General features: G+C 73.4%; 21 protein-coding genes. 6 read left to right on the top strand and 15 right to left on the bottom strand.

The annotated features are described in order from the left end of the window. The first annotated feature begins 50 nt into the window (after positions 1-50). The 3 genes from uxaC to M3666_RS11660 all read left to right on the top strand — a co-directional run bounded on the left by uxaC (position 51) and on the right by M3666_RS11660 (position 5,934). On the top strand, positions 51-1,490 hold the full coding sequence (uxaC, locus tag M3666_RS11650; protein WP_251155411.1) for a glucuronate isomerase: 1,440 nt from the start codon (positions 51-53) through the stop codon (positions 1,488-1,490). Between the two features lie 229 nt (positions 1,491-1,719). Continuing rightward, positions 1,720-5,127 (top strand): SdrD B-like domain-containing protein, encoded by a 3,408-nt coding sequence (locus M3666_RS17105; RefSeq protein ID WP_251155286.1) that lies wholly within the window; start codon positions 1,720-1,722, stop codon positions 5,125-5,127. A gap of 183 nt (positions 5,128-5,310) precedes the next feature. Further along, a complete protein-coding gene (locus M3666_RS11660; RefSeq protein WP_251155287.1) occupies positions 5,311-5,934 on the top strand; it encodes a class I SAM-dependent methyltransferase in 624 nt (207 codons plus the stop codon). Here the strand turns inward: M3666_RS11660 and M3666_RS11665 are convergent, their stop codons facing one another. Next, the gene (locus M3666_RS11665; RefSeq protein WP_251155288.1) at positions 5,935-6,618 is read right to left on the bottom strand and encodes a response regulator transcription factor; all 684 of its coding nucleotides are present in this window, start codon (positions 6,616-6,618) and stop codon (positions 5,935-5,937) included. Beyond that, positions 6,615-8,039, bottom strand: a complete 1,425-nt coding sequence (locus M3666_RS11670; RefSeq protein WP_251155289.1) for a sensor histidine kinase — start codon at positions 8,037-8,039, stop codon at positions 6,615-6,617. Before M3666_RS11670 ends, M3666_RS11665 begins: the two co-directional genes overlap by 4 nt. 216 nt (positions 8,040-8,255) lie before the next feature. Here M3666_RS11670 and M3666_RS11675 point away from each other — a divergent pair, with 216 nt between their 5' ends. After that, positions 8,256-8,501, top strand: a complete 246-nt coding sequence (locus M3666_RS11675) for an SHOCT domain-containing protein (protein ID WP_209683798.1) — start codon at positions 8,256-8,258, stop codon at positions 8,499-8,501. Here the strand turns inward: M3666_RS11675 and M3666_RS11680 are convergent. Then, complete coding sequence (locus M3666_RS11680; RefSeq protein ID WP_209683801.1) at positions 8,488-9,027, bottom strand: gluconokinase; 540 nt, start codon at positions 9,025-9,027, stop codon at positions 8,488-8,490. The two genes, M3666_RS11675 and M3666_RS11680, sit on opposite strands and share 14 nt — an antisense overlap. A 113-nt stretch (positions 9,028-9,140) precedes the next feature. Between M3666_RS11680 and gndA the strand changes: the two genes are divergently transcribed. Further along, the gene (gndA, locus tag M3666_RS11685) at positions 9,141-10,613 is read left to right on the top strand and encodes an NADP-dependent phosphogluconate dehydrogenase (protein ID WP_081984671.1); all 1,473 of its coding nucleotides are present in this window, start codon (positions 9,141-9,143) and stop codon (positions 10,611-10,613) included. Positions 10,614-10,829: 216 nt separating this feature from the next. On the opposite strand, the gene M3666_RS11690 is transcribed toward gndA, so the two are convergent. Further along, the gene (locus M3666_RS11690; protein ID WP_251155290.1) at positions 10,830-11,516 is read right to left on the bottom strand and encodes a hypothetical protein; all 687 of its coding nucleotides are present in this window, start codon (positions 11,514-11,516) and stop codon (positions 10,830-10,832) included. Between the two features lie 144 nt (positions 11,517-11,660). Here M3666_RS11690 and M3666_RS11695 point away from each other — a divergent pair, with 144 nt between their 5' ends. After that, positions 11,661-13,262, top strand: coding sequence for a molybdopterin-dependent oxidoreductase (locus tag M3666_RS11695; protein WP_251155291.1), 1,602 nt, complete (start codon positions 11,661-11,663; stop codon positions 13,260-13,262). Here the strand turns inward: M3666_RS11695 and M3666_RS11700 are convergent. The 11 genes from M3666_RS11700 to M3666_RS11750 form a co-directional block, all read right to left on the bottom strand. Further along, positions 13,249-13,701, bottom strand: a complete 453-nt coding sequence (locus M3666_RS11700; protein WP_251155292.1) for a GNAT family N-acetyltransferase — start codon at positions 13,699-13,701, stop codon at positions 13,249-13,251. The two genes, M3666_RS11695 and M3666_RS11700, sit on opposite strands and share 14 nt — an antisense overlap. Before the next feature lie 28 nt (positions 13,702-13,729). Then, positions 13,730-14,515: a putative protein N(5)-glutamine methyltransferase gene (locus M3666_RS11705; RefSeq protein ID WP_251155293.1), complete on the bottom strand. Its 786-nt coding sequence runs from the start codon at positions 14,513-14,515 to the stop codon at positions 13,730-13,732. Between the two features lie 46 nt (positions 14,516-14,561). Beyond that, the gene (locus M3666_RS11710; protein ID WP_066652469.1) at positions 14,562-15,539 is read right to left on the bottom strand and encodes a ribose-phosphate diphosphokinase; all 978 of its coding nucleotides are present in this window, start codon (positions 15,537-15,539) and stop codon (positions 14,562-14,564) included. A gap of 55 nt (positions 15,540-15,594) precedes the next feature. After that, a complete protein-coding gene (glmU, locus tag M3666_RS11715) occupies positions 15,595-17,022 on the bottom strand; it encodes a bifunctional UDP-N-acetylglucosamine diphosphorylase/glucosamine-1-phosphate N-acetyltransferase GlmU (RefSeq protein WP_209683812.1) in 1,428 nt (475 codons plus the stop codon). Positions 17,023-17,107: 85 nt separating this feature from the next. Beyond that, positions 17,108-18,487, bottom strand: coding sequence for an MFS transporter (locus M3666_RS11720; RefSeq protein ID WP_066652465.1), 1,380 nt, complete (start codon positions 18,485-18,487; stop codon positions 17,108-17,110). Between the two features lie 167 nt (positions 18,488-18,654). Next, complete coding sequence (locus tag M3666_RS11725; RefSeq protein WP_209683818.1) at positions 18,655-19,701, bottom strand: NAD(P)-dependent alcohol dehydrogenase; 1,047 nt, start codon at positions 19,699-19,701, stop codon at positions 18,655-18,657. Continuing rightward, the gene (locus M3666_RS11730) at positions 19,698-20,990 is read right to left on the bottom strand and encodes an ROK family transcriptional regulator (RefSeq protein ID WP_251155294.1); all 1,293 of its coding nucleotides are present in this window, start codon (positions 20,988-20,990) and stop codon (positions 19,698-19,700) included. Before M3666_RS11730 ends, M3666_RS11725 begins: the two co-directional genes overlap by 4 nt. Positions 20,991-21,123: 133 nt before the next feature. Continuing rightward, the gene (locus tag M3666_RS11735) at positions 21,124-22,200 is read right to left on the bottom strand and encodes a sugar phosphate isomerase/epimerase (protein ID WP_235426493.1); all 1,077 of its coding nucleotides are present in this window, start codon (positions 22,198-22,200) and stop codon (positions 21,124-21,126) included. Positions 22,201-22,300: 100 nt separating this feature from the next. After that, positions 22,301-23,398: a Gfo/Idh/MocA family protein gene (locus M3666_RS11740; RefSeq protein WP_251155295.1), complete on the bottom strand. Its 1,098-nt coding sequence runs from the start codon at positions 23,396-23,398 to the stop codon at positions 22,301-22,303. After that, positions 23,383-24,084, bottom strand: a complete 702-nt coding sequence (locus M3666_RS11745; RefSeq protein ID WP_209684439.1) for a ThuA domain-containing protein — start codon at positions 24,082-24,084, stop codon at positions 23,383-23,385. Before M3666_RS11745 ends, M3666_RS11740 begins: the two co-directional genes overlap by 16 nt. Positions 24,085-24,095: 11 nt before the next feature. Beyond that, on the bottom strand, positions 24,096-25,289 hold the full coding sequence (locus M3666_RS11750; protein WP_245171588.1) for a Gfo/Idh/MocA family protein: 1,194 nt from the start codon (positions 25,287-25,289) through the stop codon (positions 24,096-24,098). Positions 25,290-25,344: the final 55 nt, after the last annotated feature.

Below are 25,344 nucleotides of genomic sequence, written 5' to 3' on the forward strand. Positions count from 1 at the left end.
GCCCACCCGCCGCTCGCCCGACCTCGCCCGCCTGCCCGAAGGAGCCGATGATGCCCTCCACCAGCACCACCACGCCGCTCGCACCGCACCCCGACCGGCTGTTCCCGGCGGACCCGGGGACGCGCTCGGTCGCCCGCACCGTCTACGAGGCGGTCCGCGACGCCCCGATCATCTCCCCGCACGGGCACGTCGACGCGGCGCTCATCGCGGACGACCAGCCGTTCCCGGACCCCGCTGCGCTGCTGGTCACGCCCGACCACTACGTCCTGCGCCTGCTGCACGCGAACGGGGTCGGGTTGCAGGAACTGGGTCGCCGCGACCTGACGGGCACGCACCCGGACCCCGACGGCCGGGAGGTCTGGCGCCGGCTCGCCGAGCACTGGGACGACTTCGCCGGCACGCCGGTCCGCTACTGGTTCGAGACCGAGCTGCACGACGTCTTCGGTCTGACCGAGCAGCCGTCGGCCGCGAACGCGGACGCGCAGTACGACCGCATCGCAGCCGCGCTCGCGACGCCGGCGCTCCGACCCCGCGCGCTGTTCGACTCCTTCGGGATCGAGGTGCTCGCGACCACCGACGGCCCCGCGGACGACCTCGCAGCGCACGCACGGCTCGCCGCCGACCCCTCCTTCACCGGTCGGGTGCTCCCCACCTTCCGCGCGGATGCCGTGTTCGACCCGTCACGCCCGGACTGGAGGCACGTGGTCGCGTCGATCGGCGAGGCGTCCGGCATCGACACCGGCACCCACGACGGGCTGCTGGCGGCCCTCCGGGACCGGCGCCGGTACTTCATCGAGCACGGCGCGACCGCCACCGACACCGGCGTGCTCGACGCGGGATCCGCGCCGCTGTCCGCGACCGAGCGCTCGCGCATCCACGCGGCGGCGATGCAGGGCCCGTCGGGCGTCACCGCGGCCGAGGCGGTCGCCTACCGCCACGACATGCTCTACCGGTGGGCGGAGATGAGCGTCGACGACGGCCTCGTCATGCAGCTGCATCCGGGCGTGCTCCGGAACCACCACATGCCGACCCTCGAGCGGTTCGGCCCGGACACGGGCCACGACCTGCCGGCCGTCGGCGCGTTCACGGAGCCGCTCCGGCCGCTGCTCGAGGCCTTCGGGACCGCACCCGGCTTCCACCTCGTGCTGTTCACCGTGGACGAGACCGTCTTCTCGCGCGAGATCGGCCCCCTGGCAGGCTTCTACCCCGCCGTGTACGCGGGCGCCCCGTGGTGGTTCATCGACACCCCGGCGGCGATCGGCCGCTACCGGGCGGCGGTGACGGACTCCGCCGGGTTCACGAAGACCTCCGGGTTCATCGACGACACCCGGGCGTACTGCTCGATCCCGGCACGGCACGACATGGCACGACGGGCCGATGCGGCGTACCTGGCGTCGCTCGTGGTGTCGCACCAGCTCTCCGAGGAGGACGCGGTGCGGACGGCACGGAGGATCGTGTCGGACATCCCGCGGGCGACGTTCAAGCTCTGAGCGGGATGCCGCACATGTGACATGCGGAGTGTTCGGTCCTGCGGCGTCGGCGGGGTCAGGGTGAGGCGTCCGTCGTCCATCCGATCTCCGACCGAGGAGCGCCATGTCTCGTCGTCCGTCGTCCGAACGTCCTCCCTCGCCCGCCCCTGCCCGCTCCGGCCGACCCGGCCGACCCGGCGGACCCGACGGGCCGCCCTCGCTCGGCCGCGCGGTCGGCGCCCTGGGGGCAGTGGCCCTCGCGGTCCCCTCGGTCCTGCTCGGACCGGCCGGTGCTGCCGCTGCCGCGACCGCGCCGGCGGCGTTGGTCGGCCTGGCCGTCGAGGTCGCCGCCGACGGCCGCGGGCCCTTCACGCCGGACGACGGCCCGGGCGGGGACCGGGGTCCCGCGAACGGCATCGTCCGGACCCGCGACGCCGTCACGTACCGGGTCACGGTGAACGCCGTCGACGGGACCGCGCACCACGAGCGCTTCGTCCTCGACGCTCCGGCGGGCACGGGTTGGGCGGGGGTCCCGCTCGCGTGCACGGGTGCCGGGTCGGCGGTCGAGGGCCAGCGGCTCACCTGCGACCTCGGCGACGTCCCCTCGGGGCACGCCGTCGCCGTGCCGGCCGTGCTCGACGTCTCCGGGGACCTGCGGAACGGTGACCGCATCGCCGTGACCGGCACCGCGACCGCGGACGACGCCGAGCCCACCGCACCGGTCACGTCGGCGACGACCGTCGTGTCCGCCGCGCCGCGGTACAACCTCAGCAAGGCCGTGGTGGGCTCGACCCTGCGGACGGACGTGCCGGGGCCGGACGGCACCCCCGGCGTGCAACTGCGCTACCCGATCACCGTCGACTGGCAGTCCCCCGTCCCCGGGCAGGGCCTGCTCGGCTTCGAGCGGAGCACGGGCGACATGCACTTCACCGACGACCTGTCCCACCTGCTCGGCGACCGACCGTCGGGCGCGGTGCTCTGGAACGGCGGTCGACCCGCCTGCGGCCGCAACGGCGAGGACGGCGTGCAGTTCGGCGGTCTGCCGGGCGGCCGCGGCGGGGGCGACCGAGCCGTGGCCGACTCCGGCACCGTCACCTGCACGCAGGCAGCGCCGGGCGGCGAGGTCGACGTGACGATCCACGGCGCCGTGACGGACGCCGCGCGCATGCCGGGGCGCAACATCGGCGGCGGCCCGATCAGCGGCGGCGCGAAGCCGTACGTCGTGAGCGGGTGGATCTCGCTGTGGATGCCCACCCCGTCGGTGCCGACGTCCGTCGAGTCGGTGAACACCTTCACGCCGCTGCAGACGACCTCGGTCAGCGGGACACCGAACTTCCCCGGCGGGTCGGAGCCGACGGCCGACAACAGCGCCCGGCGGAACCTCGTCGAACTCGGACCGGGCAGCGCAGGCAAGCGGCTCTGGCGCCTCGGGAGCGACGGCAGCGGCGTGACCGCCGGATCGGCGAAGGACGGGGACCCGTGGGCCACGGGCGGCACCCGACTCCGCAGTGACGTCACGATGGCGAACACCGGTCTCGCACCCTTCCGCGGCGCAGCGCTCTGCGACACCTTCGACCGCCGGACGCAGCGCCTGACGACGGTGGCGGGGCGGGCTCCTGCGTGGTCGAGCGGCCTCGAGCACGCGCACGTGCAGTACGCCGCGTACGACATGGCGTCACCGCCGGCAGGCCAGGTCCGCACCTGCGACGACGGCGACGGTCCCTGGTTCGACGACCCGGCGGAGGTCCCCGGCGGCATCGCGGCGGTCGGGGCGGTCCGCGTCACCGGCGACCTGGCCGGCGGCGCGAGCGGCGGCCTGTACTCCACGGTGACGACGCAGCGCGCGCCCGACGGAACCCGGGTGTACGACTTCGGGCACGCCCGCTTCGGTGACCACCGGCCCGAGTGGGTGCACGACCACCAGGACCCCGGGCTCGGTGCCGGCGGGCTGGCCGACAGCGTGGTGCTCACCGAGGACCTGGTCCGCGTCGACAAGGTCGTCGTCGATCCGGGTACCGACGCTGCGGACACCCCGGACCGGACGAGCTCGGTCGTCCCCGGCAACACCGTCGACTACGCGCTCCGGCCGACCCTGACGAACGGCTTCGCCGACGGACGCCCCACCGACGTGACCGTCCGTGACGTCCTGCCCGCGCACACCTCGTACGTCGAGGACAGTGCGTCGAGGACCCCCGAGGTCGACACGGTGCCGGGTGCCGACGGCCAGGAGCACCAGCGTCTGACCTGGACGCTGCACGACGTGGAACCGAACAGCCGCATCACCCCGATCACCTACACGGCGCGGATCGACCGCTCGGCGCCGGCCGGTCCGATCAGCAACACGGTGACCGTGGCGTCACCGGCCGACCGGTCCGACGAGCGCTGGCGCACCGCCGAGCGCGGCCTGGAGGTCGTGACCACCGGCGGGGTCGGGGTCGAGAAGCGCACGCCTGCCCCCGTCGTCGTGACCGGCGACGATCCGGAGTGGGACCTCGACGTCACGAACACCGACGACGCCGCGATCGGCGGCCTCGACCTGATCGACGTGCTCCCGCACCACGGAGACGCACGAGGCTCGGACTTCCACGGCACCGTCGGACTCGCGGCGCCGGTCCCCACCGACCCCGACGCCGGTGAGGTCGTCCGGTACACCGACACCGAGGCCGCCGACGTCTCCCCCGACGGTGCCGACCCGAGCAACCAGCCCGGCGGTACGACCCACTGGTGCACCGAGGACGAGTTCGGTGCGAGCGGCTGCCCGGACGCACTCGACCGGGTGACCGCCGTCCGGATCGAACGGCAGACGCCGGTCCCCGCCGGCGAGACCGTCACGCACCGGCTCGTGCTCGCGACGAGCGGCGCGCACGACGGCGACCGCTACGTGAACCGGTTCGGCCTGCGGACGTCCGACCTGGCGCTCCCGGTGCAGTCGAACCCGTCGACGGTCCGGGTCGTCGCCGGCATGATCGGTGACCGGGTGTGGGACGACCGGAACGACGACGGCCTGCAGGACGACGACGAGCCCGGCGTCCGGGGCGTCCCCGTCGCCCTGACCGGGACCGACGACCACGGCGACGCGGTCGATCGCCGTGCGACCACCGACGACGAGGGTGGGTACCGGTTCGACGGGCTGCGGCCGGGCGACTACCGCGTGCACTTCACGGCGCCCGACGGCATGCACTTCACCGAGGAGCACGTCGGCGACGACCCGGCGGTCGACTCCGACGCCGGACCGGACGGTGAGACCGCGGCGGTCATGATCGACCGGGTCACGAGCGCGGAGGGTGCGCTCGAGGGGGTGCGCCGCGACACGACCGTCGATGCCGGCCTGGTCGAGGCCGGACCCGGCGACGGTGGGGACGGCGGTGGTGGGGACGACGGCGGGGACCCGGGGGCAGGCGACGGGACCGATGGCCCGGGGAACCCCGGTGACGGTGACGGCGGCCGTCCTGGTGGCACCGGTGCCGGTACCAGGGGCGGTGACGCGCCGATCGGCAGCGGTCACGAGCGGACCGGCGCGGCGCAGGCCCTGTCCGCCGGCCGACTCGCCTACACGGGGACGACCGTCGGTGCTGCGGTGGCGCTGGCGCTCGCGCTCCTCGTGCCCGGGCTGACCGTGCTCATCAGCCGACGACGGTCCCGTCGGTCGTCTGACTGACCCGGCGTCCGGCGCTCCGCACGGCGGGGTCGGGTCACCTCCGGGGGGCTCGACCCCGCTGTCGTGCGCCCACCGCTCACCGTCGGGCAGCAGCGGCCCCGGTCGTGCGCCCGTCGGTACGTCGGCGGTCGGCGGTCGGCGGTCGGCGGTCGGCGGTAGCGTCGCCCCGTGGACCCTGCCTCGATGAGCGCCCCGAGCGCAGCAGCTCGAGCGGACGCCCGTGTCGTGGCGGCCTACGACGACCGGGCGGACGAGTACGCCGAGGTCCTCGGGTCCATGGACGCCGTTCACCCCGAGGACCGGACGCTCGTCGAGGACTGGGCGGACACGACGCACGGACTCCTGCTCGACGTGGGATGCGGACCCGGCCATTGGACCGCGCACCTGCACCGTCGTGGCCACGCCGTCATCGGGATCGAGCCCGTACCGCGGTTCGTCGAGCTCGCGCGCGCTGCCGCTCCCGAGGTCGACTTCCGGACCGGGACGATCGAGGCGACCGGTCTGTCCGACGGCGGTGTCGGCGGTGTGCTCTCCTGGTACTCGCTCGTGCACCACCGTCCGGACCGGGTGCCGGTCGCGCTCGCGGAGTGCCGCCGGATCCTGGCACCCGGGGGCGGGCTGCTCGTCGGGTTCTTCGAGGGTCCGACGCTCGAGCCGTTCGACCACGCGGTGACGACCGCCCACCGATGGCCCGTCGAGCGGATGGTCGCTGCGATCGAGGACGCGGGTCTCACGGTCGACGCCGTGCACCGACGCTCCGACGACGGAGCGCGCCCGCACGCGGCCGTCCTCGCGCACCGGGCCTGATCACGGCTGCCATCCCGGAGTGACCAGCCCGGTCTCGTAGGCGAAGACGACCAACTGCGCGCGGTCGCGGGCACCGAGCTTGATCATGGCGCGCGAGACGTGCGTCTTCGTGGTCATCGGACTGACGAAGAGCCGCTCGGCGATCTCCGTGTTGGTCAGGCCGAGGGCGACGAGTTGCATGACCTGGCGCTCGCGTTCAGTGAGGACGTCGAGGGACGGGGCCAGCGCGGACGGCTTCGCGTGCGTTGCGTAGGCGGCGACGAGCGAGCGCGTCGGACCCGGCGACAGCAACGACTCCCCGGCGTGCACGGTACGGACGGCGCGGAGCAGTTCGGCGGGTTCGGTGTCCTTCACGAGGAAGCCGGCCGCACCGCCACGGATCGCCTCGAACACGTACGAGTCCTCCTCGAAGGTGGTGAGGATCACCACGTGCACGCCGTCGAGGTCCGGATCCGCCGAGATGCGCTGGGTCGCGACGAGCCCGTCCGTGCCCGGCATCCGGATGTCCATCAGCACGACGTCCGGACGCTCACGCCGGACCGCCGCGACGGCCGAGTCACCGTCGCCGGCCTCGCCGACCACGGTCATCCCCGGTTCGGCGTCGACCAGGGCGCGGAGCCCGGCGCGGATGAGCACCTGGTCGTCCACGAGCACGACCCGGATGGCCTCGTCGGTGGTCGTCACGATCGCTCCTCGTCCTCGTCCTCGTGCTCGTCCTCGTGCTCGGCCGCGTCCGCGTCCGACGACCGCGCGGCGACGGTCGAGGGCAGTCGTGCGACGACGCGCCACCCGCCGTCCGGCGTGGGTCCGGCCGACAGGGTGCCACCGACGGCGGAGGCCCGCTCGCGCATCCCGATGATGCCGTTGCCGGACGGTCCGAGCAGCGGCGTGACCCGGGCGTCGGCCGGGTCACGGTCCGGGGCCGGGGAGTCCTCGACCGACAGGTCCACGATCTCCGGTCCGAACCGCACCGCGATGCGGGCGCGGTGCTCGGGAGCGTGCTTCATCACGTTCGTCACCGACTCCTGCACGATCCGGAAGGCCGTGCGGTCCGTGGTCCGGTCCACCGGTGCAGGGTCACCCTCGACCGCCGCGCTGATGTCGACCCCGGCCGCGCGTGCCCGCTCGACCAGGTCCGCCAGGCGGTCGAGCCCCGGGACGGGGGTGCGGTCCGGGGCGCCGAGGTGCGGCTCGCTCCCGGCGGACCCGCGGTCGGCCGTTCCGCCGGTCGGTCCGTCCGTCCTGTCAACGACCCGGTCCCCGGACCCGTCGACCGACCGGAGGACCCCGAGGATCGTCCGCAGCTCGACCAGTGCCTCGCGGCTCGTCTCACGGATGTCGGCCAACGAGGTGCGGGTCTGCTCGGGGAGCGCGGACCCCAGGTGGAGCGCGACACCCGCCTGCAGGTTGATGAGCGACATGCTGTGGGCGACGGAGTCGTGGAGCTCACGGGCGATGCGGACGCGCTCGTCACGGGCGCGTTCCTGCTCTGCGGCAGCGCGCCGACGCCGTCGGTCCGCGACGCGGTCGAGACGGACGCGGACGAGCTCCGCCACGGACAGGGTCACCGCTGCCCAGGCGACGGCGAGGACGACCGCGTCGAGGTTCCGCGCGGGTGCACGGCCGAGGAACTCGTCGGCGGTCGGCAGCAGCGTGACGGCCAGTCCGAGCGCGACACCCACTGCGGTGCGGCGCCCGTGCAGCCACGCGTTCACCGCCGCCATCGTCAGCGCGGCCACGAACGGCCCCCGCGGACTGACCAGCAGGGCGTAGCCGATCGTCGTCACGAGTGTCACGGCGAGGACGCCCGTCGGCCACCGCCAGCGCCACGGCAGGACGAGCACCCCGACGACGAGCAGCACGATCGCGAGTGGACCCGGCTGCGCTGCGTCGACGATCGAGGAGCCGAGGACGTGGGTCGCCCAGGGCGGGCCACCGCGAGGGCCGACGGTGTCGGTCGGCCCGTTCGGGAAACGCGCCGCCAGCAGGGTCCCCACGATCTGCACGAGTGCGACCGGCAGCACCCGACCGAACCGGGCGAAGCGACGGACGCCGTCTCGCTGGTCGTCGGTCGCCTCGGCGGCGGCAGTGGGGGTGCGGTGCATGCGTCCGAGCCTAGGGTCGCCTCGGCGGCACGGCATCGGGTCGTGGCAGGAGCTGTGGACTACTCCCACGGGAGTAGTCGGCGGTGCAGGAGGACCGGTCGTACGGCTGCGGGAGCAGGCGGGAGTCGGCCTCCGTGGCGGACGCGGGACGAGCCTCCGGACCGGATGCTGGGAACGTCGCCCGACCGGGCGACACGATCCGCCCAGGAGGCAACCGTGCACACCGCTCTCACCACCTTCGCCGCCGTCGGCCCCCTCGGGCACGGCGGGCCGCCCTTCTTCCTGTTCCCGGCGTTCTTCCTGCTGGTGCTCCTGGCCACCGCCGTCGTGTTCGGCGTCCTGCGTCGCGGCGGCTGGCGGGCGCGGTCCGATGCCCGGGCCGTCCTCGCCGACCGGTTCGCCCGGGGTGACATCGACGCGGACGAGTACCGCTCGCGGCTCGCGGAGCTCAGCCGGAAGTGACCGCCAGCGCCGACGTGATCGTCGCCACGGTGTCGTCGACCGACCCCTCGATGGACACCGCGACGACGGTCTCGTCGGGCTGGGGCCGCTCGAGGGTCGCGAACTGCGAGTCGAGCAGCGACGACGGCATGTACTCGTGGTGACGGTGCGCCTGGCGCTCGGCGATGAGGTCGTGCGACCCGTCGAGGAAGGCGATCACCAGGTCGGGTGCCGCGCTGCGCAGCCGGTCGCGGTAGACGCGCTTCAGCGCGGAGTTCGCCATGACGCACCGGCGCCCCGACGCCTGCACCTCGGCGATCCGTGCCGCGCAGGCGTCCAGCCACGGCCATCGGTCCTCGTCGGTCAGCGGCGTACCCTGCCGCATCTTCTCCTTGTTGGCGGCCGGGTGGAGGTCGTCGGCGTCGACGAACGTGCTCGGCTGGCCCTGCTCGGCGAGCGCGTCGGCCAGCGCCTGACCGATCGTGGACTTGCCCGAGCCGGAGACACCCATCACGAGCACGGGCGGGAGGACGTCGTGGTCGGTCATCCCTCCACAGTACGGGTCGTCCGCTTCCCGTCCCCAGTTGACCGGATCCCCGTGCCGACCCCAGGTGTCGGTCGTACCGTGGGCCGCGACACGTCAGGACGAAGGAGACTCAGGTGGCGGACAACGAACAGCACGACGACGGCGGCACGGCGAACATCGGTGTCGTCGGTCTGGCGGTGATGGGGTCGAACCTGGCCCGCAACCTCGCCTCGCGCGAGGGCAACACGGTCGCGGTGTACAACCGCACCTACGCGCGCACCCAGGAGTTGCTGGACGAGCACGGCGACATGGGGTTCATCGCGTCCGAGGACATCGACGGCTTCGTCGCGTCGCTGTCGAAGCCGCGCACCGCGATCATCATGGTGCAGGCGGGCAAGGGCACCGACGCCGTCATCGAGCAGCTCGCCGACCGTTTCGAGGAAGGCGACATCATCGTCGACGGCGGCAACGCCAACTTCCACGACACCATCCGCCGCGAGCACGACCTGCGTGAGCAGGGCCTGAACTTCGTCGGCACCGGCATCTCGGGTGGCGAGGAGGGCGCGCTGAAGGGCCCGTCGATCATGCCCGGCGGCTCGGACGAGGCGTGGGAGACCCTCGGCCCGATCCTGAAGTCGATCGCCGCGGTGGCCGAGGGCGAGCCGTGCGTGACGCACATCGGTACCGACGGCGCCGGTCACTTCGTCAAGATGGTCCACAACGGCATCGAGTACGCGGACATGCAGTTGATCGCCGAGTCCTACGACCTGCTCCGTCGTGCCGGCGGACACTCGGTCGACGAACTCGTCCAGATCTACGAGAAGTGGAACGAGGGCGACCTCGAGTCCTACCTGATCGAGATCACCGGCGAGGTCCTCAAGCAGCAGGACGCCGACTCCGGGAAGCCGCTCGTCGACGTCATCCGTGACGAGGCCGGTTCCAAGGGCACGGGTGTGTGGACGGTGCAGAACGCGGTCGGGCTCGGCATCCCCGTCTCCGGCATCGGTGAGGCTGTCTTCGCCCGCGCGGTGTCCTCGAAGCCGTCGCAGCGCGCAGCCGTCCAGCGCTCCGTGACGAACCGACCGGACGTGGTCGACGTCCCCGACACGTTCGAGGACGACGTCCGGGCCGCGCTGTACGCGTCGAAGGTGGTCGCGTACGCGCAGGGCTTCGACCTCATCATCGCCGGGGCGAAGGAGTACGACTGGGACATCGACCTCGGCGCGGTCGCGAAGATCTGGCGCGGTGGCTGCATCATCCGCGCCCAGTTCCTCAACCGCATCGTCGAGGCGTACGACAAGAACCCCGCGCTCGAGAGCCTGCTGGTCGACCCGTACTTCGCGGACGCCGTCGCCGAGGGCGAAGCGGCCTGGCGTCGCATCGTCGGCATCGCCGCTGCGTCCGGCATCCCCGCCCCGGGGTTCTCGTCCGCGCTGGCGTACTTCGACTCGCTCGCGTCCGATCGACTGCCGGCGGCGCTCATCCAGGGGCAGCGTGACTTCTTCGGAGCGCACACCTACCAGCGCGTCGACAAGGACGGCACGTTCCACACGCTGTGGTCCGAGGACGGCCGGCGCGAGGTCGAGCAGGAACCCTCCACGCACTGACCCGGTCGGGCAGCAGGCCCCGTCGGACGGCGGGGCCTGCTGCCGCAGAGTCGACGGGGCGTGTTCCCGCCGGGTCGGCGGGGCCTGCTGCCGCAGAGTCGGCGGGGCGTGCTCCCGCCGGGTCAGCGGGGCGTGCTGCCGCCCGGCCGGAGGAGGCAGCTGCCGCGGCCGGTCGGTCGATCCGTTCGGCCCCGGGGCCGGACACGGGCGACGCGGTCAGGCCACGATCCGCTCCCGCGCGAGGTCGGCGACGAGTCGCTCGAGCCGAGGTCCCCGTCCGAGCAGCCGTCGGGACCCGGGCGACGAGCGGACGAAGAACGTCGCGACGGCAGCGGAGTCGTCCGGTCGGACGTAGTGCATCGCCACGGCGCTCGCGTCGCGCTCCCCCGGGACGTCCTCGACCCCGACGTGCACCATCCGGCTCCAGCGGATCACGAGCAGCCGCGTCGCCCGGCGCTCCTCGAGTTCCCAGAGCGACGCCTCGGTGGCTCCGAACGCCCAGGTCACGCGCTCGCCCAGGGTGGCCTCGGGGCGGGCCCGCAGCACGTCCTGTCGCAGTTCCGGTGTCGGCGCCGCGGGGACCAGCCAGACCGTCGGGTCGATGCGACGGATGGCCAGTGCGAGCGCTTCGTCCGCGCGTCGCCGACGGATCGCGCGGGCGCGGACGACGGCGACGACGAGCCCGACCACGCCGACGGAGATCGCGACGAGCTCGGCGATGCCGAGGAACGCCAGGTCGGTCTGCGGCGCTGCCGCCACGACCACGATGCGGCTGACGACGAGCGCGGTCCAGACACCGACGAGGGTCCACCGCAGGACCGCGAACCGGCGGCCAGCGCTCCCCGGCGTCCGCGGCCGGTGCGCGCGGCGGCCGCTGGGCACGCGGTCTGGTCGGTCCAACACGCTCCCGATCCTCGCACGGCCGCGGTCGGCGGCGCTGTCCCGGAGCGGCGCACGACCGACGAACCCGGCGCGGAGCGGGACCGAGGCGTCCACCGCCGTGCTGTTGTCAGCCCATCCGCGGTGGCGCCGACCTACGCTGCACGGGTGAGCACGTCAGCGGCACCGACCACCGAGCAGGCACCGACCCCGACCCCGGTCAGTCGCCCGGCCCTGCTCGCCGCGGTCTGCGGCGTGATCGCGATCGCCGCGTTCCTGGCGGTCGCCGAGCTCGGAGCACTGCTGCTCGGCGGGGCGGGCAGTCCGCTGGTGGCCGTCGGCTCCGCCGTGATCGACCTCGCTCCCCCGGCGGCGAAGGACCTGATGGTCGGCCTGTTCGGCACCGGGGACAAGGTCGCCCTCTTCGTGCTCATGGCCGTGGTCACGGCCGCGGTCAGCGCTGGCGCCGGTGTGCTCGAACGTGCCCGCCCGCCGTTCGGCGCGCTCGTCCTCGCGGCCGGTGCGGTCCTCGCGCTGATCGCCGTCACCACCCGATCGGGCAGCGGCACGTGGGACGGAGCGCCCACGGTCCTCGGCGTCGCAGCCGCGATCGTCGTGCTCCGCGTGCTCCTGCGTCGCCTCCGCCGGTGGGAGGCAGCGACCGCCGCGCCGTCGGCCTCGCCCCGCCCCGCGGCGACCGAGCGGCGCACCTTCCTCGTGTGGAGCGCGACGACGGCCGTGGCGGCGATCGTCGTGGGAGGAGCGTCGCGAGCCGGCACCGCGGCGGTGCAGGCCGCCGCAGCGGCACGGCGGGCGGTCCGGCTGCCGCGTGCGGCGACGACCGCGCCCGCCGTTCCCGGGGGCGCGTCCCTCGACGTCGACGGGATCACGCCCTACGTCACCCCGAACGCCGACTTCTACCGGATCGACACCGCGCTGCGGGTCCCGTCCGTCGACCCCGCAGACTGGTCGCTCCGCATCCACGGCGCCGTCGACCGCGAGGTCGAGCTGACGTGGGACGAGCTGCTGGCACTCCCGCTGCAGGAGCACATGGCCACGCTCAGCTGCGTGTCGAACGAGGTCGGCGGCGACCTGATCGGCAACGCGCTGTGGCTGGGCTACCCGATCCGTGAGCTGCTCGCTCGTGCGGGTGTCCAGGACGGTGCCGACATGGTGCTGTCCCGCAGCATCGACGGGTTCTCCGCGGGCACGCCGCTGGACGTGCTGCAGGACGAGGGCACAGCTGCGCTGCTCGCGATCGGGATGAACGGCGAACCGCTGCCGGCCGAGCACGGGTTCCCGGTGCGGATGGTGGTCCCCGGGCTGTTCGGGTACGTCTCCGCGACGAAGTGGGTGACGGAGCTCGAGGTCACCCGCTTCGCCGACGCCCAGGGCTACTGGACACCCCGCGGGTGGTCGGAGCGCGGGCCGGTGAAGCTCGAGTCGCGGATCGACACCCCTCGCGGCGGTGCCTCGGTGACCGCCGGGCAGCAGGTCGCGGTCGCCGGCGTCGCGTGGCAGCCGCACACCGGCGTGAAGGCCGTGCAGGTCCGCATCGACGACGGCGCGTGGCAGGACGCCACGCTCGCCGACTCCGTCTCGGCCGACACCTGGCGACAGTGGGTGTACCGCTGGACGCCCGACGCCGGCTCGCACACGATCCGGGTCCGGGCGGTCAGCGCCGACGGTCAGGTGCAGACGAGCGTCGAGCGGCCGCCGGCGCCGAACGGCGCGACCGGGTGGCACACGGTGCAGGTCAGCGCCGGCTGACCCCGCTGCCGATGCCGTCGCTGCCGCTGCCGGGCGCCGCGACGACCGTCACGAGGTCCATGCCCGGTCCGTCCTCGTGCCGGCGTCCGAAGCCACGCTGCTCGTAGAAGGCAGCTCGGCCCCGAGCCGCGAAGAGCTGCACGTCGTCGACCCCACGACGGCGCGACTCGTCGACGAGCCGCGCGAGCACCTCGCCGCCGACGCCCCGGCCGCGCGCGTCCTCCGCCACGATCATCTCGGTCACGAAGGCGTGCAGGGCGCCGTCGCTGATCAGCCGACCGATGCCGACCAGACGTCCCGTCTCGTCGCGTGCGCTGCACACCACCCAGCTGCCGGCCAGCGCCCGACGGAACCGTTCGAGGTCCCACGCACCCCACCCGGTCTCGTCGTACAGGGCCCGGAACTCCGCTGCGGTCGGCAGTGCGAACGAGTACTCCACACCGCGACGGTACCGCGGCGGACGAGTGTCAGGCGGGGAGCTCCGCGACGATGCACGTGCCCTCGACCTGGTCGTCGGACTCGACCGTCACGGTGAACCCGGCACCCTCGAACAGCGCAGCGGACTGCGGCGCCTGCGTCGACGAGACCTCGATGACGACCGCGCCGCCCGGGCGCAGCCACTCCCCCGCTCCCGCGGCCACGCGCCGGTGCACGTCGAGCCCGTCCGGCCCACCGTCCAGCGCGATGCGCCGCTCGTGCTCCCGCGCCTCGGCCGGCATGGTGGCCAGCGCGTCCGACGGCACGTACGGTGCGTTCACCGCGATGACGTCGACGACACCGCGGAAGCGCTCGGGCAACGGCGCGAACAGGTCGCCCAGGACGACGATCCCCCGGTCGCCGATGTTCTCCGCCGCGACGTCGACGGCGTCCGCGTCGATGTCCGCCGCGACGAGGTCGAGTGCGCCGACCCGTCCGAGCAACGCCACCGAGATCGCCCCGACACCGCAGCACAGGTCGACGACCCGGTCGTAGCGGTGCAGGCGTCGCGCGGCCTGCTCGGCGACGACGGTGGTGCGGGTCCGCGGCACGAAGACCCCCGGGACGACCCGGACACGGTGCCCGTCGAACGCGGCCCAGCCGAGCACGACCTCGAGCGGCTCACCGCCGAGTCGCCGCTGCACGAGCCCGCGCAGCTTCACCGGATCGCCGTCGCCGGCCTCGAGCAGCAGGTCGGCCTCGTCCTCGGCGAACACGCTGCCCGTCGCCCGCAGACGGGCAGCCAGGGCACCGCGTGCCGGGTGGACGGGAGGCACGGCTCAGCCCGCCGGCCGGGTCACGCCCGACACGCGTCCGGTCCGCCTACGCGGCACCGTCGAACATGGAGGTCACGGACCCGTCGTCGAAGACCTCGTGGATCGCGCGGGCGATGAGCGGCGCGATCGGCAGGACCTCGAGGCGGTCCCAGCGCTTGTCCTCGGGCAGGGGCAGCGTGTCGGTGACGACGACGCGGTCGATGAACTCGCTCTGCAGCAGCTCGGTGGCCGGGTCGGAGAACACGGCGTGGGTCGCCGCGACGACCACGCCGGTCGCGCCGGCGTTCTTCAGCGCCTCGGCGGCCTTCGCGATGGTGCGGCCGGTGTCGATGAGGTCGTCGACGAGCAGGCACACGCGGCCGGAGACGTCACCGACGATCTCGTGCACGGACACCTGGTTCGGCACGAGCGGGTCGCGCCGCTTGTGGATGATCGCCAGCGGAGCACCGAGCTTCTCGGACCAGATGTCGGCGACGCGCACACGGCCCATGTCGGGCGACACCACGGTCAGGGTCTTCGGGTCGAGGATCTGCTGGAAGCGCTCGAGCAGGACGGGCATGGCGAACAGGTGGTCCACGGGGCCGTCGAAGAAGCCCTGGATCTGTGCGGCGTGCAGGTCGACGCTCATGATGCGGTGGGCACCGGCGGCCTTGAACAGGTCGGCGACGAGCCGGGCCGAGATCGGCTCGCGCCCGCGGCCCTTCTTGTCCTGGCGCGCGTAGGGGTAGAAGGGCGCGACGACGGTGATGCGCTTCGCCGAGGCACGCTTCAGGGCGTCGACCATGATGAGCTGCTCCATGAGCCACTCGTTGATGGGCGCGGTGTGCGACTGGATGACGAACGCGTCGCAACCGCGGACCGACTCGTCGAAGCGGGCGTAGAGCTCACCGTTCGCGAAGGTCCGGGCATCGGTCGGCACCAGGTCGACTCCGAGCTCGTCGGCGATCTGCGCCGAGAGTTCCGGGTGCGCCCGGCCCGACACGAGGACGAGTCGTTTCTGGCCCGTGGTCTTGATTCCGGACAAGTGCGGTGCTCACTCCCTGACCCGCTCGGGGTCGTCTCGATCGACCCGACCGCCGTCAGATCTGTTCGCCGTGCGCGCGCCGAGCCGCCTCGGCCGCCGGCGAACCGGGTCGGTGTTCCTCGACCCATCCGTCGGTGTTGCGCTGCGGGGCGTAGCTGATCGCCAGCGACCCGGCCGGTACGTCCTTGCGGACGGTCGTACCCGCGCCGGTGTACGCCCCGTCACCAATCCTAACCGGGGCGACGAACACGTTGTGCGAGCCCGTGCGGACGTTCGACCCGACCTCGGTGCGGTGCTTGTGCACGCCGTCGTAGTTCGCGGTGATCGTGTTGGCCCCGATGTTCGAGTCCTCGCCGACCTCGGCGTCACCGATGTACGACAGGTGCGGGACCTTGCTGCCGCGGCCGATCACCGCGTTCTTCGTCTCGACGAACGTGCCGATCTTGCCGTGCTCGCCCAGGACCGTCCCCGGTCGCAGGTAGGCGAAGGGACCGACCGTGGCGCCGTCGCCGATGACCGCCAGCGTCGCGTCGACGCGGTTCACGACCGCGCCGGCTCCGACCTCGGTGTCGCGGAGCGTGGTGTCCGGTCCGACCACCGCGCCGGCGGCGATCGCCGTCGCCCCGACGAGCTGCGTGCCGGGGAGGATCTCGGCGTCGGCCTCGACGGTGACGTCGACGTCGATCCACGTGGTCGCCGGGTCCTGCACGGTGACACCGGCGAGCTGGTGCCGACGGACGATGCGGGCGTTGAGCTCACGCGCCGCGTCGGCGAGCTGCGCGCGGTCGTTGATGCCGGCGACGAGCCACGGGTCGGTCAGCGTGACGACGTCGATCGCTCCCCCGCGCGCGGCGACGAGCGACGGGACGTCGGTGACGTACTTCTCGCCCTGCGCGTTGGCCGTGGTGAGCGAGGGCAGCACCGCACGCAGGTGGGTCACGTCGAACGCGTAGATGCCGGCGTTCGCCTCGGTGATGGCCCGTTCGGCCTCGGTGGCGTCCTTGTGCTCGACGACGCGCACGAACGCCCCGGCGGCGTCGCGGACGACCCGGCCGAGCCCCGTCGGGTCCGGGGCGATCGCACTGACCAGGGTCACGGCGTTGCCGGCGTGCGCGTCCACGAGGCGTCGGAGCGACGCCGTGTCGAGCAGCGGGACGTCCCCGGAGAGCACCACGACCGAGCCGTCGAAGTCCGCCGGGAGCGCCTGCACCGCGACCTCGACGGCGCGTCCGGTGCCGGGGACCTCGTCCTGGTCGACCACGATCGCCCCGGGGGCACGCTCGGCGACCTCGGCCGCGACGCGCTCGCGCTCGTGCCGCACGACCACGGCGACGTGCTCCGGCTCGATCGAGGACGCCGTGCGCAGCACGTGCGCCAGCAGGGGCAGGCCGGCGAGGCGGTGCAGCACCTTCGGGGTGGACGACTTCATGCGCGTGCCCTGCCCGGCGGCGAGGACGACGACGGCGATCCGCTGGTCGGTCATGCACCCATCCTGGCGCATGTGCTCCGACCGGGTGCTCGACCCGCACCGGCAGCGCCGGCCCGGAGTGGGGAGAGCGGACCGTGCGCTACGCCCGCGCGGGCTCCCGCTGCACGAACGCCATGAGCACGAGGCCCGCGACGAGGACCACGACCACGCCGATGATCCCGTACCGCGTCGAGCCGCCGATCGTCACCGCGATGCCGAACAGCGCCGGCGCGAGGAACGACGCCGCTCGCCCGGTCGTCGCGTAGAGGCCGAAGAGCTCGCCCTCGCGTCCCGGGGTGGCGAGGCGTGCCAGGTACGCCCTGGACGACGACTGCACCGGCCCGACGAAGATCGCCAGCGTGAGCCCGAGCACCCAGAACCCGGCCGTCGCGCTCCCGATCAGGAACACCCCGATGCCGGTGAGCGCGAGCCCGACGAGCGCGACCGTGATGACCGCCCGCGAACCGAAGCGGTCGTCGAGCCGCCCGGACGCGAAGGTCGCGACACCCGCCACCACGTTCGCCGCGATCGCGAAGAGGATCACCTGCGACGGGCTGAAGCCGAACACCTGTGCGGCGACGATGCCGCCGAAGGTGAAGACCGCACCGACGCCGTCGCGGAACACGGCGCTCGCGAGCAGGAAGACCAGGACGTTGCGGCGTTCCCGCCACAGCCGGGCGACGTGCCGTCCGAGGTCGCGGTAGGCGCTGAGCAGACCGCCCGTGCGCGAACGGTCCGGCGCCGCCTCGGGCACGGTCAGGAAGAGCGGGACCGAGCTGACCGCGAGCCACACCGCGGCGATCCCGATCGCGACCCGGACGTCCCACGACCCGGACGCGACGGTCGACGGCAGCTGCAGGAGGCCGGCGACGCCCTCGGTGCCGAAGTCCTGGATGCAGAGCAGGAGCAGGACGACGAGCAGCACGATCCCGCCGAAGTACCCGGCGGCCCAGCCGATCGCCGACACGCGGCCGGTCTGCGGGCCCGACGCCACCTGGCCGAGCATCGCGTTGTAGCCGACGGTGGCGACCTCGTACGCGACGGTCCCGATGCCGAGGAGCGCTGCGCCGAGCACCAGGTACGGCTGCTGCGGCGCGACGAACACCATCGCCCCGATCGACAGCGCCACCCCGATCGTCCCGATGAGCACGGACCGGCGGCGGTGCCCGGACGAGTCCGCCAGCCGCCCCACCGCGGGTGCGACGAGCGCCACGACGATCCCCGCCAGGGTCAGGGCCGTCGACACCGTCGCGGCGTTGTGCGCCAGCTCCCGCTCGACCGTCTGCGCAGCGGCCGTCGACGAGTCCTCGGCAGCGACGAGCCGCGGGTCGACGAACGCCCGGCTCGCCAGGTAGGTGCTGAAGACGAAGGTGGTGACGACGGCGGTGAACGCCGAGGACCCCCAGTCCCAGAGCGCCCAGGACACGAGTGCCCGCCGGTCGGTGCGTCGCGGCACTGCCGCCGCCGGTGTCGCGGTCATGGCCGAACCGTAGCGCGTCGCGGTGTCGCGGCGGGGCCGACCCGGCCACGGCTCGCCGTGGTGACCGGACGACGGACGGGAGGACGGCACCCGCCGGCACCGCGCCTCCCGTCCGACGACCGCTCACCGGACGGCGCGACCCGCGTCGCGCACGTCGGCTCGCGTCCTCACGCGCCCGCGGGCACGCCGTTCGGGTAGACGACGGACTTGAGCGAGGCCGGGTCGGTGTCGCTCTCGAGGGCCTCGCGGACCGCGTCGAGTCCGAAGCGCCCGGTGACGAGCGCGTCGAGGTCGACCTGGCCCGACGCGACCAGACCGATCGCGACCGGCCAGGTGTTCGTGTAGCGGAAGATGCCGGTGACCGTCACCTCGAGGTTCTGGATGTGCTCGACGGGCAGCACCATCTCGGAGTTGCCGAGGCCGACGAGCACCGCCGCGCCGGCCGGTCCGACGGCCTTGATGCCGTCCGAGACGGCACGGGGCGCACCGCTGGCGTCGATGAAGGCGTCCACGGGGACGATGTCCGAGGTGACGTCGACGGCGACGGGGTCGACGACCTCGGTGGCGCCGAAGGACAGCGCACGCTCGCGCCGCTCGGGGACGAGGTCACTGACGACCACGCGGGTCGCGCCGAACGCCCGGGCGACCTGGGCGCAGATGACCCCGATCGGACCGGCACCGGCGATCAGGACGCTCGAGCCGGGCACGATGCCGGCCTTGCGCGCCGCGGCGATGCCGACGGACAGCGGCTCGAGCAGTGCGCCGGCCTCGAAGGACACCGTGTCGGGCAGGGCGTGCGCGAACTCGGCCTCGATCGTCACGTACTCGGCGAAGGCACCGTCGACCGGCGGTGTCGCGTAGAAGCGCATGTGCGGGCAGAGGTTGTAGCGGCCGGCCAGGCACTGCGCGCAGCGGTGGCAGGGGCGCTGGGGCTCGACGGCGACGCGCTCGCCGACCCGGGCGGGGTCGACGCCCTCGCCGACGGCGGCGATCGTGCCGGAGAGCTCGTGGCCGAGGACGAGGGGCTCCTCGACGACGAAGTCGCCGATGCGGCCGTGGCGGTAGTAGTGGACGTCGGAGCCGCAGACGCCGACGGCGGCCACGCGGACGAGCACGTCGCCGGGGGCGACCTCGGGGACGGGGCGGTCCTCGATCGTCAGGTCCTCGGTGCCGAGCAGGACGCTCGCGCGCTGGGTGTCGGAGGTGGTACTCATGCGGATCTCGCTTCCTCGACCGCGTCGTCGCGGTCGGCTGTGGTGTGGTCGGTGTCGGTCGCGCGGGTCCCGGTCGCTCCGGTCGTGGTCGCGCCGCTCGGGCCGGTCGTGGTCGCGCCGCTGGTTGTCGGGAGGGCCCCGTCGCGCAGCAGGTCGGCGAAGCCGAGCTCGGCGGCGCCCCGGACGAGGACGTCACGGCCGAGCTCCGCCGGCACGATGCGCAGCCGGTCGGTCATCGCCGCCATCGTCTGCGCCCGGACGTCGTCCTCGACACGGTCCCCGACGTGCCCGAGCAGCACGCCGAGGAACCCCCCGAGCACGACGACCTGCGGATCGACGGTGTGGATGGCGTTCCGGATCGCCGTCGCGAGCGCGGTCACCTGGCGGTCCACGACCCGTTCGACCGCGTCGTGTCGCTCGGCCAGGGCGGCGGCGAGGGCGTCCAGGTCGTCGGGCGCGGTCCGGGTCACCGCGGTGAGGGCCCCGCGTGAAGCCTCGGTCTCCAGGCACCCGATCGCCCCGCAGTGGCAGCGGATGCCGTTCGCCGCGACGAAGGTGTGCCCGAGCTCGCCCGCGTACCCGTCCGCGCCGCTGAACGGGCGGCCGGCGCTGACGATCCCACCGCCGATGCCGCTGGCGCCGCCGTTGAGGTACACGAGGTCGTCGACGCCGCGCGCGCTGCCGTAGAGCCGTTCGGCCCACGCACCGACGTTCGCGTCGTTCGCCGCGCGGACGGGCAGCCCGAGACGCTCGGCGAGGGGCCCGGCGAAGGGCTCGTCCCGCCAACCGAGGTGCGGGGCGTCGCGGACGACCCCGTCCTCGACCCGGACGATGCCCGGGACAGCGACGCCCACGCCGACGAGCCGCAGTGCCGGATCGGCGCGTGCGGTCAGCGTGGCGAGGACACGGGCCACGGCGTCGATCGCTGCGGCGGCACCGGGCACGCTCGACTGTGGTTCGACGAAGCGGTCGCGCACGGTGCCGTCGAGCGCGACGAGCGCCACGGCGACGGCGTCGATCTCCACGGTCACCGCGGCGGCCACGACGTCGCGCGATGCCCGGACGACGGCGCTCGGCCGACCGACCCCGGCGGGACGGTCCGCCCCGGCTCCCGGGAGCTCCTCGTGCACGAGCCCCTGCTCGACGAGCTCCCCGACGAGCGCCAGGACCGTCGAACGGTTGAGTCCCGTCCGACGGGTGAGCTCGGCACGGGTGACCGGCCCGCCCTCGTGCACGATGCGGAGGACGCGCGCGACGTTCCCGGGCGTGGTCGTGGCCGACCTGGCCATGGGTCCTCCTCGTGGTGGTGTGGTGTGGTGTTGGGGGGCCGAGTCTCGGCTCGGCGGACACCTTCGCGGGTTCGGCACCGCGGAACTGTCCGCGGTGCCGAGTCTCGCGGGTCCGTCCGTACCCGCGCGCGGCTCAGCGCGAGCGGGAGAACGCGGCGTCGAACGCGGCGTCCGGTGGGGCGATCGTCCCCAGGCGACGCACGAACGCGAGCGCCTCGGGGCCGCCGACGAGTCGGTCCATGCCGGCGTCCTCCCACTCGACGCTCGTCGGGCCGTCGTACCCGATGTGGTTCAGCACGCGGAACACCCGCTCCCACGGCACGTCCCCGTGCCCGGCGGAGACGAAGTCCCACCCACGACGGGGGTCGCCCCACGGCAGGTGCGATCCGAGTCGACCGTTGCGGCCGTCGAGCTGCTTGACCGACTCCTTGCAGTGCACGTGGTACACCCGGTCGGCGAAGTCGAGCAGGAACGCGGCGGGGTCGAGGTCCTGCCACACGAAGTGCGACGGGTCGAAGTTGAACCCGAACGACGGGCGGTCCCGGAACACCTCGAGCGCCCGCTTCGCGGTCCAGTAGTCGTAGGCGATCTCGGACGGGTGCACCTCGAGCGCGAAGCGGACGCCGACCTCCTCGAACACGTCGAGGATCGGCGACCAGCGGTCGTGGAAGTCCTGGTACCCGGCCTCGATCATCGCCGGGGGCACGGGCGGGAACCCGGCGACGGTCTTCCAGATCGAGGATCCCGAGAATCCGGTCACGGTCGACACCCCGAGCGCAGCGGCCGCACGGGCGGTCCACTGCAGCTCCTCCGCCGCCCGCTGCCGGACGCCCTCGGGGTCGCCGTCGCCCCACACGTGCGGCGCGAGGATGTCCTCGTGCCGCTGGTCGATCGGGTCGTCGCAGACGGCCTGGCCGGTCAGGTGGTTCGCGATCGTCCAGACCTGCAGTCCGTTGCGCTCCAGGACCGCCTTCCGGTCGGCCACGTACGCCGGGTCCGTCGCGGCGCGTCGGACGTCCAGGTGGTCGCCCCAGCAGGCGATCTCCAGCCCGTCGTAACCCCACTCGCCCGCCAGCCGTGCGACCTCCTCGAAGGGCAGGTCCGCCCACTGCCCGGTGAACAGGGTCACCGGCCTGGTCGAGCGGCCGCCGCCGTCCGGCCTGGAGGCGCCGCTCGCCCCGGTCTCGCCGGTTCCGTCCGTCGTCGTCATCGTCGTCGTCCTTCCTCGCCTGTCGTGTCGTGTCGTGTCGCGTCGTGCTGCTGCTGCTGCTGCTGCTGCTGCTGCTGCTGCTGCTGCTGCCGAGTCTGGCTCACCAGGACCCGGGGGTGGCACCGGCCGGCACGGTGTCGGGGCGGTCGACGCGCGACCGGACCTCGACCACGGTGTGCTCGCGGGCCGCGGTGGAGACCGCCTCCATCACCTCGAGCACGTGGAACGCGAGGTCGCCGGACGCGCGGTGCGGGCGATCCGTCGCGATCGCGTGCGCCATGTCGGCCAGGCCGTAGCCGCGTCCGGCGTCGGCGTACCCGGCGCTCGTCGGCAGGTCCCGCCACTCGCGGGTGGCTGCGTCGGCGATCGACACGGTGTCGGAGAACCGGTTCGGGTCGGGGACGCCGAGGGTGCCCGCGGTGCCGAACACCTCGAACAGCGGCGCCCTGGTGGCCCAGACCTCGAACGACACCGTGACGGTCGAGACGACGCCGTCCGCGTGCTCGAGGACGGCGACGACGTGCGTGTCGATGTCGACCCGGAGCGGGGTGCCGGCCGCGGGGCCGGTCGCGATGGTGCGCTCGCGGTCCGACCGGGTCGAGGCTCCGCTGACCCGGACGACCGGGCCGAAGAACGACACGAGGCTCGTCAGGTAGTACGGCCCCATGTCGAGCAGCGGGCCGCCGCCGGGCTGGTAGTAGAACGCCGGCGCCGGGTGCCAGAGCTCGTGCCCGGGCGCCGACCACGACACGGCGGCGCCGACCGGGGTGCCGATCGCGCCGCTGTCGAGCGCCTGCCGCGCCGTCTGGATCCCGGTGCCGAGCACGGTGTCCGGCGCGCTGCCCACCCGCAGGCCCGAGCGACGGGCGAGGTCGAGCACGGGGCGCGCCTCGGCCGTCGACATCGCCAGCGGCTTCTCGCCGTACACGTGCTTGCCGGCCTCGAGCGCCCGCGTGGCGATCTCGGCGTGGGCCGCCGGGATCGTCAGGTTGAGCACGACGTCGACGTCGTCCGCGGCGATCAGCTCGTCGACCGAGGAACCGCGGACGCCCTGCGTCTCGCCCACCGACCGTGCCCGGGCCACGTCGATGTCCGCGACGGCGGTGAGCTCGAGCCCGGGCAGTGCCGGGAAGTGCTCGAAGTACTGCTGGCTGATGACGCCGACCCCGACGACACCGACCTTCATCGGGCTGCCCACAGGAGTCCCCTCTCGATGATCGTGCGGAGCGGCTGCGACTCGACGACCTCGAGCCGGTGCCCGGGTGCCGAGACGAACACGCGTCCCTGCCCCCACTGCCGGGTCCAGATCGCCGGCGCGGTGACCGGACGGTTCCAGGCGTCGAAGTCCCGGGCCTCCTGCGTCGTCGTCGCCAGCACGTCGTTGTACTCGTCGGAGAGCACCCAGTACTGCTCGGTCACGAGGTCGAAGTCCTCGATGCCCTGCGTGATCGGGTGCTCGTGCCCGGCCTCGGTGATGTGCACCGTGTACGGGATGTAGTTGTCGGACTGCTCGCCGGTGCGCTCGGACGGGTGCTTGCCCGCGTGGTGCGCGAACTGCCCGCCGACCATGTGCAGGTAGTCGGCGGTGTTCCGGAAGGCGTCCGCGATCCCGCCGTGCCACCCGGCGAGCCCGGCGCCGCCGAGCACCGCCTGCTGCAGTCCCGCGAACTCGTCGTCGGCGATGGTCGACATCGTGACGACCTGCACGATCAGGTCGACGTCCGCCATCACGGACTCGTCGGCGTACACCGCCGTCGAGTCCGACACGTGGACGTCGAAGCCGTTGTCGCGCAGGAAGGGGACGAACAGGTCGGTGGTCTCGACGGGCATGTGCCCGTCCCACCCGCCACGGACGACCAGCGCTCGCTTCGTCGTGTCGTTCATCGTGTCGGCCATCAGATCGCCGTCCAGGCGCTGCCGTCGGACGCGCTGCGCTCGACCGCGTCGAGGACGCGCTGCACGTGCAGGCCGTCGGCGAACGACGGCGAGGGGTCGGTGCCCGCGACGATCGCCCGCACGAGGTCGGCGACCTGGTGGCTGAAGGTGTGCTCGTAGCCGATGAGGTGCCCGGTCGGCCACCACGCGGCCATGTACTCGTGCTCCGGCTCGGTGACGAGGATGCGACGGAAGCCCTGCTCCCCCGCGGGCGCCGACGACTCGTACAGGCGCAGCTCGTTCATGGACTCGAGGTCGAACTGGATCGCGCCCTCGGACCCGCTGACCTCGAGCGTCAGGCCGTTCTTCCGCCCGGTCGCGTAGCGCGTGGCCTCGAAGGTGCCGATCGCACCCTCGGCAGCGCCGCCGGTGAGCCGACCGAGGAAGAACGCGGCGTCGTCGACGGTGACCTGTCCGCGCTCGCTCGACGCGGTGCCGGAGAGCCCGACCCCCTCGGCCATCAGCGGACGTTCGTGCACGAAGGTCTCGAGCGTGCCGGACACGGTCGACAGGTGTGCGCCCGTGACGTGCTCGACGAGGTCGATCGCGTGCGCACCGATGTCGCCGAGCGAGCCCGAGCCGGCGAGCGCCTTGTCGAGGCGCCACGTCATCGGGCCGTCCTCGTCGGACAACCAGTCCTGCAGGTAGAGCGCGCGGACCTGGCGGACCGTGCCGATCCTCCCGTCCGCGACCAGCTGCCGGGCGAACGCGATCGCAGGGACGCGGCGGTAGCTGAAGCCGACCATCGCGCGGACGCCGCGCTCGGCGGCGGCCTCCGCAGCGGCGGTCATCGCCTCGGCCTCCTCGACCGTGTTGGCGAGGGGCTTCTCGCAGAGGACGTGCTTGCCGGCCTCGAGCGCGGCGATCGCGATCTCGACGTGCGAGGAACCGGGCGAGACGATGTCGACGAGGTCGATGTCGGGGTCCGCCACCACCTGCCGCCAGTCCGTCGACGCGGCCTGCCAGCCGTACTGCACGCGCGCTGCCTCGGTGCGCTCGGCGTCACGGCCGACCACCACGGCCATCTCGGGCTCGACGCCGAGGTCGAAGAACCGCGGTGCGGTCCGCCATGCCTGGGAGTGCGCCGCTCCCATGAAGCCGTGCCCGACCATGGCGACGCGCAGTCGTCCCGGTCCGTGTCCGTCCTGTGCCATCCACTCGCTCCTTTGCGATCCGGTGTTGCCAGGATCCACCCTACCGCTTATGTTG

The sequence above is a fragment of the Curtobacterium sp. ODYSSEY 48 V2 genome, from assembly GCF_023712625.1.
In the GTDB taxonomy this organism is placed as follows: Bacteria; Actinomycetota; Actinomycetes; order Actinomycetales; family Microbacteriaceae; genus Curtobacterium.

What these genes read in the sequence shown, in the direction of transcription:
- uxaC (WP_251155411.1), top strand. Translation starts at nt 51, where the DNA reads ATGCCCTCCACCAGCACCACCACGCCGCTCGCACCGCACCCCGACCGG.
- M3666_RS11660 (WP_251155287.1), top strand. Translation starts at nt 5,311, where the DNA reads ATGAGCGCCCCGAGCGCAGCAGCTCGAGCGGACGCCCGTGTCGTGGCG.
- M3666_RS11670 (WP_251155289.1), bottom strand. Translation starts at nt 8,039, where the DNA reads ATGCACCGCACCCCCACTGCCGCCGCCGAGGCGACCGACGACCAGCGA.
- M3666_RS11680 (WP_209683801.1), bottom strand. Translation starts at nt 9,027, where the DNA reads ATGACCGACCACGACGTCCTCCCGCCCGTGCTCGTGATGGGTGTCTCC.
- glmU (WP_209683812.1), bottom strand. Translation starts at nt 17,022, where the DNA reads ATGACCGACCAGCGGATCGCCGTCGTCGTCCTCGCCGCCGGGCAGGGC.
- M3666_RS11720 (WP_066652465.1), bottom strand. Translation starts at nt 18,487, where the DNA reads ATGACCGCGACACCGGCGGCGGCAGTGCCGCGACGCACCGACCGGCGG.
- M3666_RS11725 (WP_209683818.1), bottom strand. Translation starts at nt 19,701, where the DNA reads ATGAGTACCACCTCCGACACCCAGCGCGCGAGCGTCCTGCTCGGCACC.
- M3666_RS11730 (WP_251155294.1), bottom strand. Translation starts at nt 20,990, where the DNA reads ATGGCCAGGTCGGCCACGACCACGCCCGGGAACGTCGCGCGCGTCCTC.
- M3666_RS11735 (WP_235426493.1), bottom strand. Translation starts at nt 22,200, where the DNA reads ATGACGACGACGGACGGAACCGGCGAGACCGGGGCGAGCGGCGCCTCC.
- M3666_RS11745 (WP_209684439.1), bottom strand. Translation starts at nt 24,084, where the DNA reads ATGAACGACACGACGAAGCGAGCGCTGGTCGTCCGTGGCGGGTGGGAC.
- M3666_RS11750 (WP_245171588.1), bottom strand. Translation starts at nt 25,289, where the DNA reads ATGGCACAGGACGGACACGGACCGGGACGACTGCGCGTCGCCATGGTC.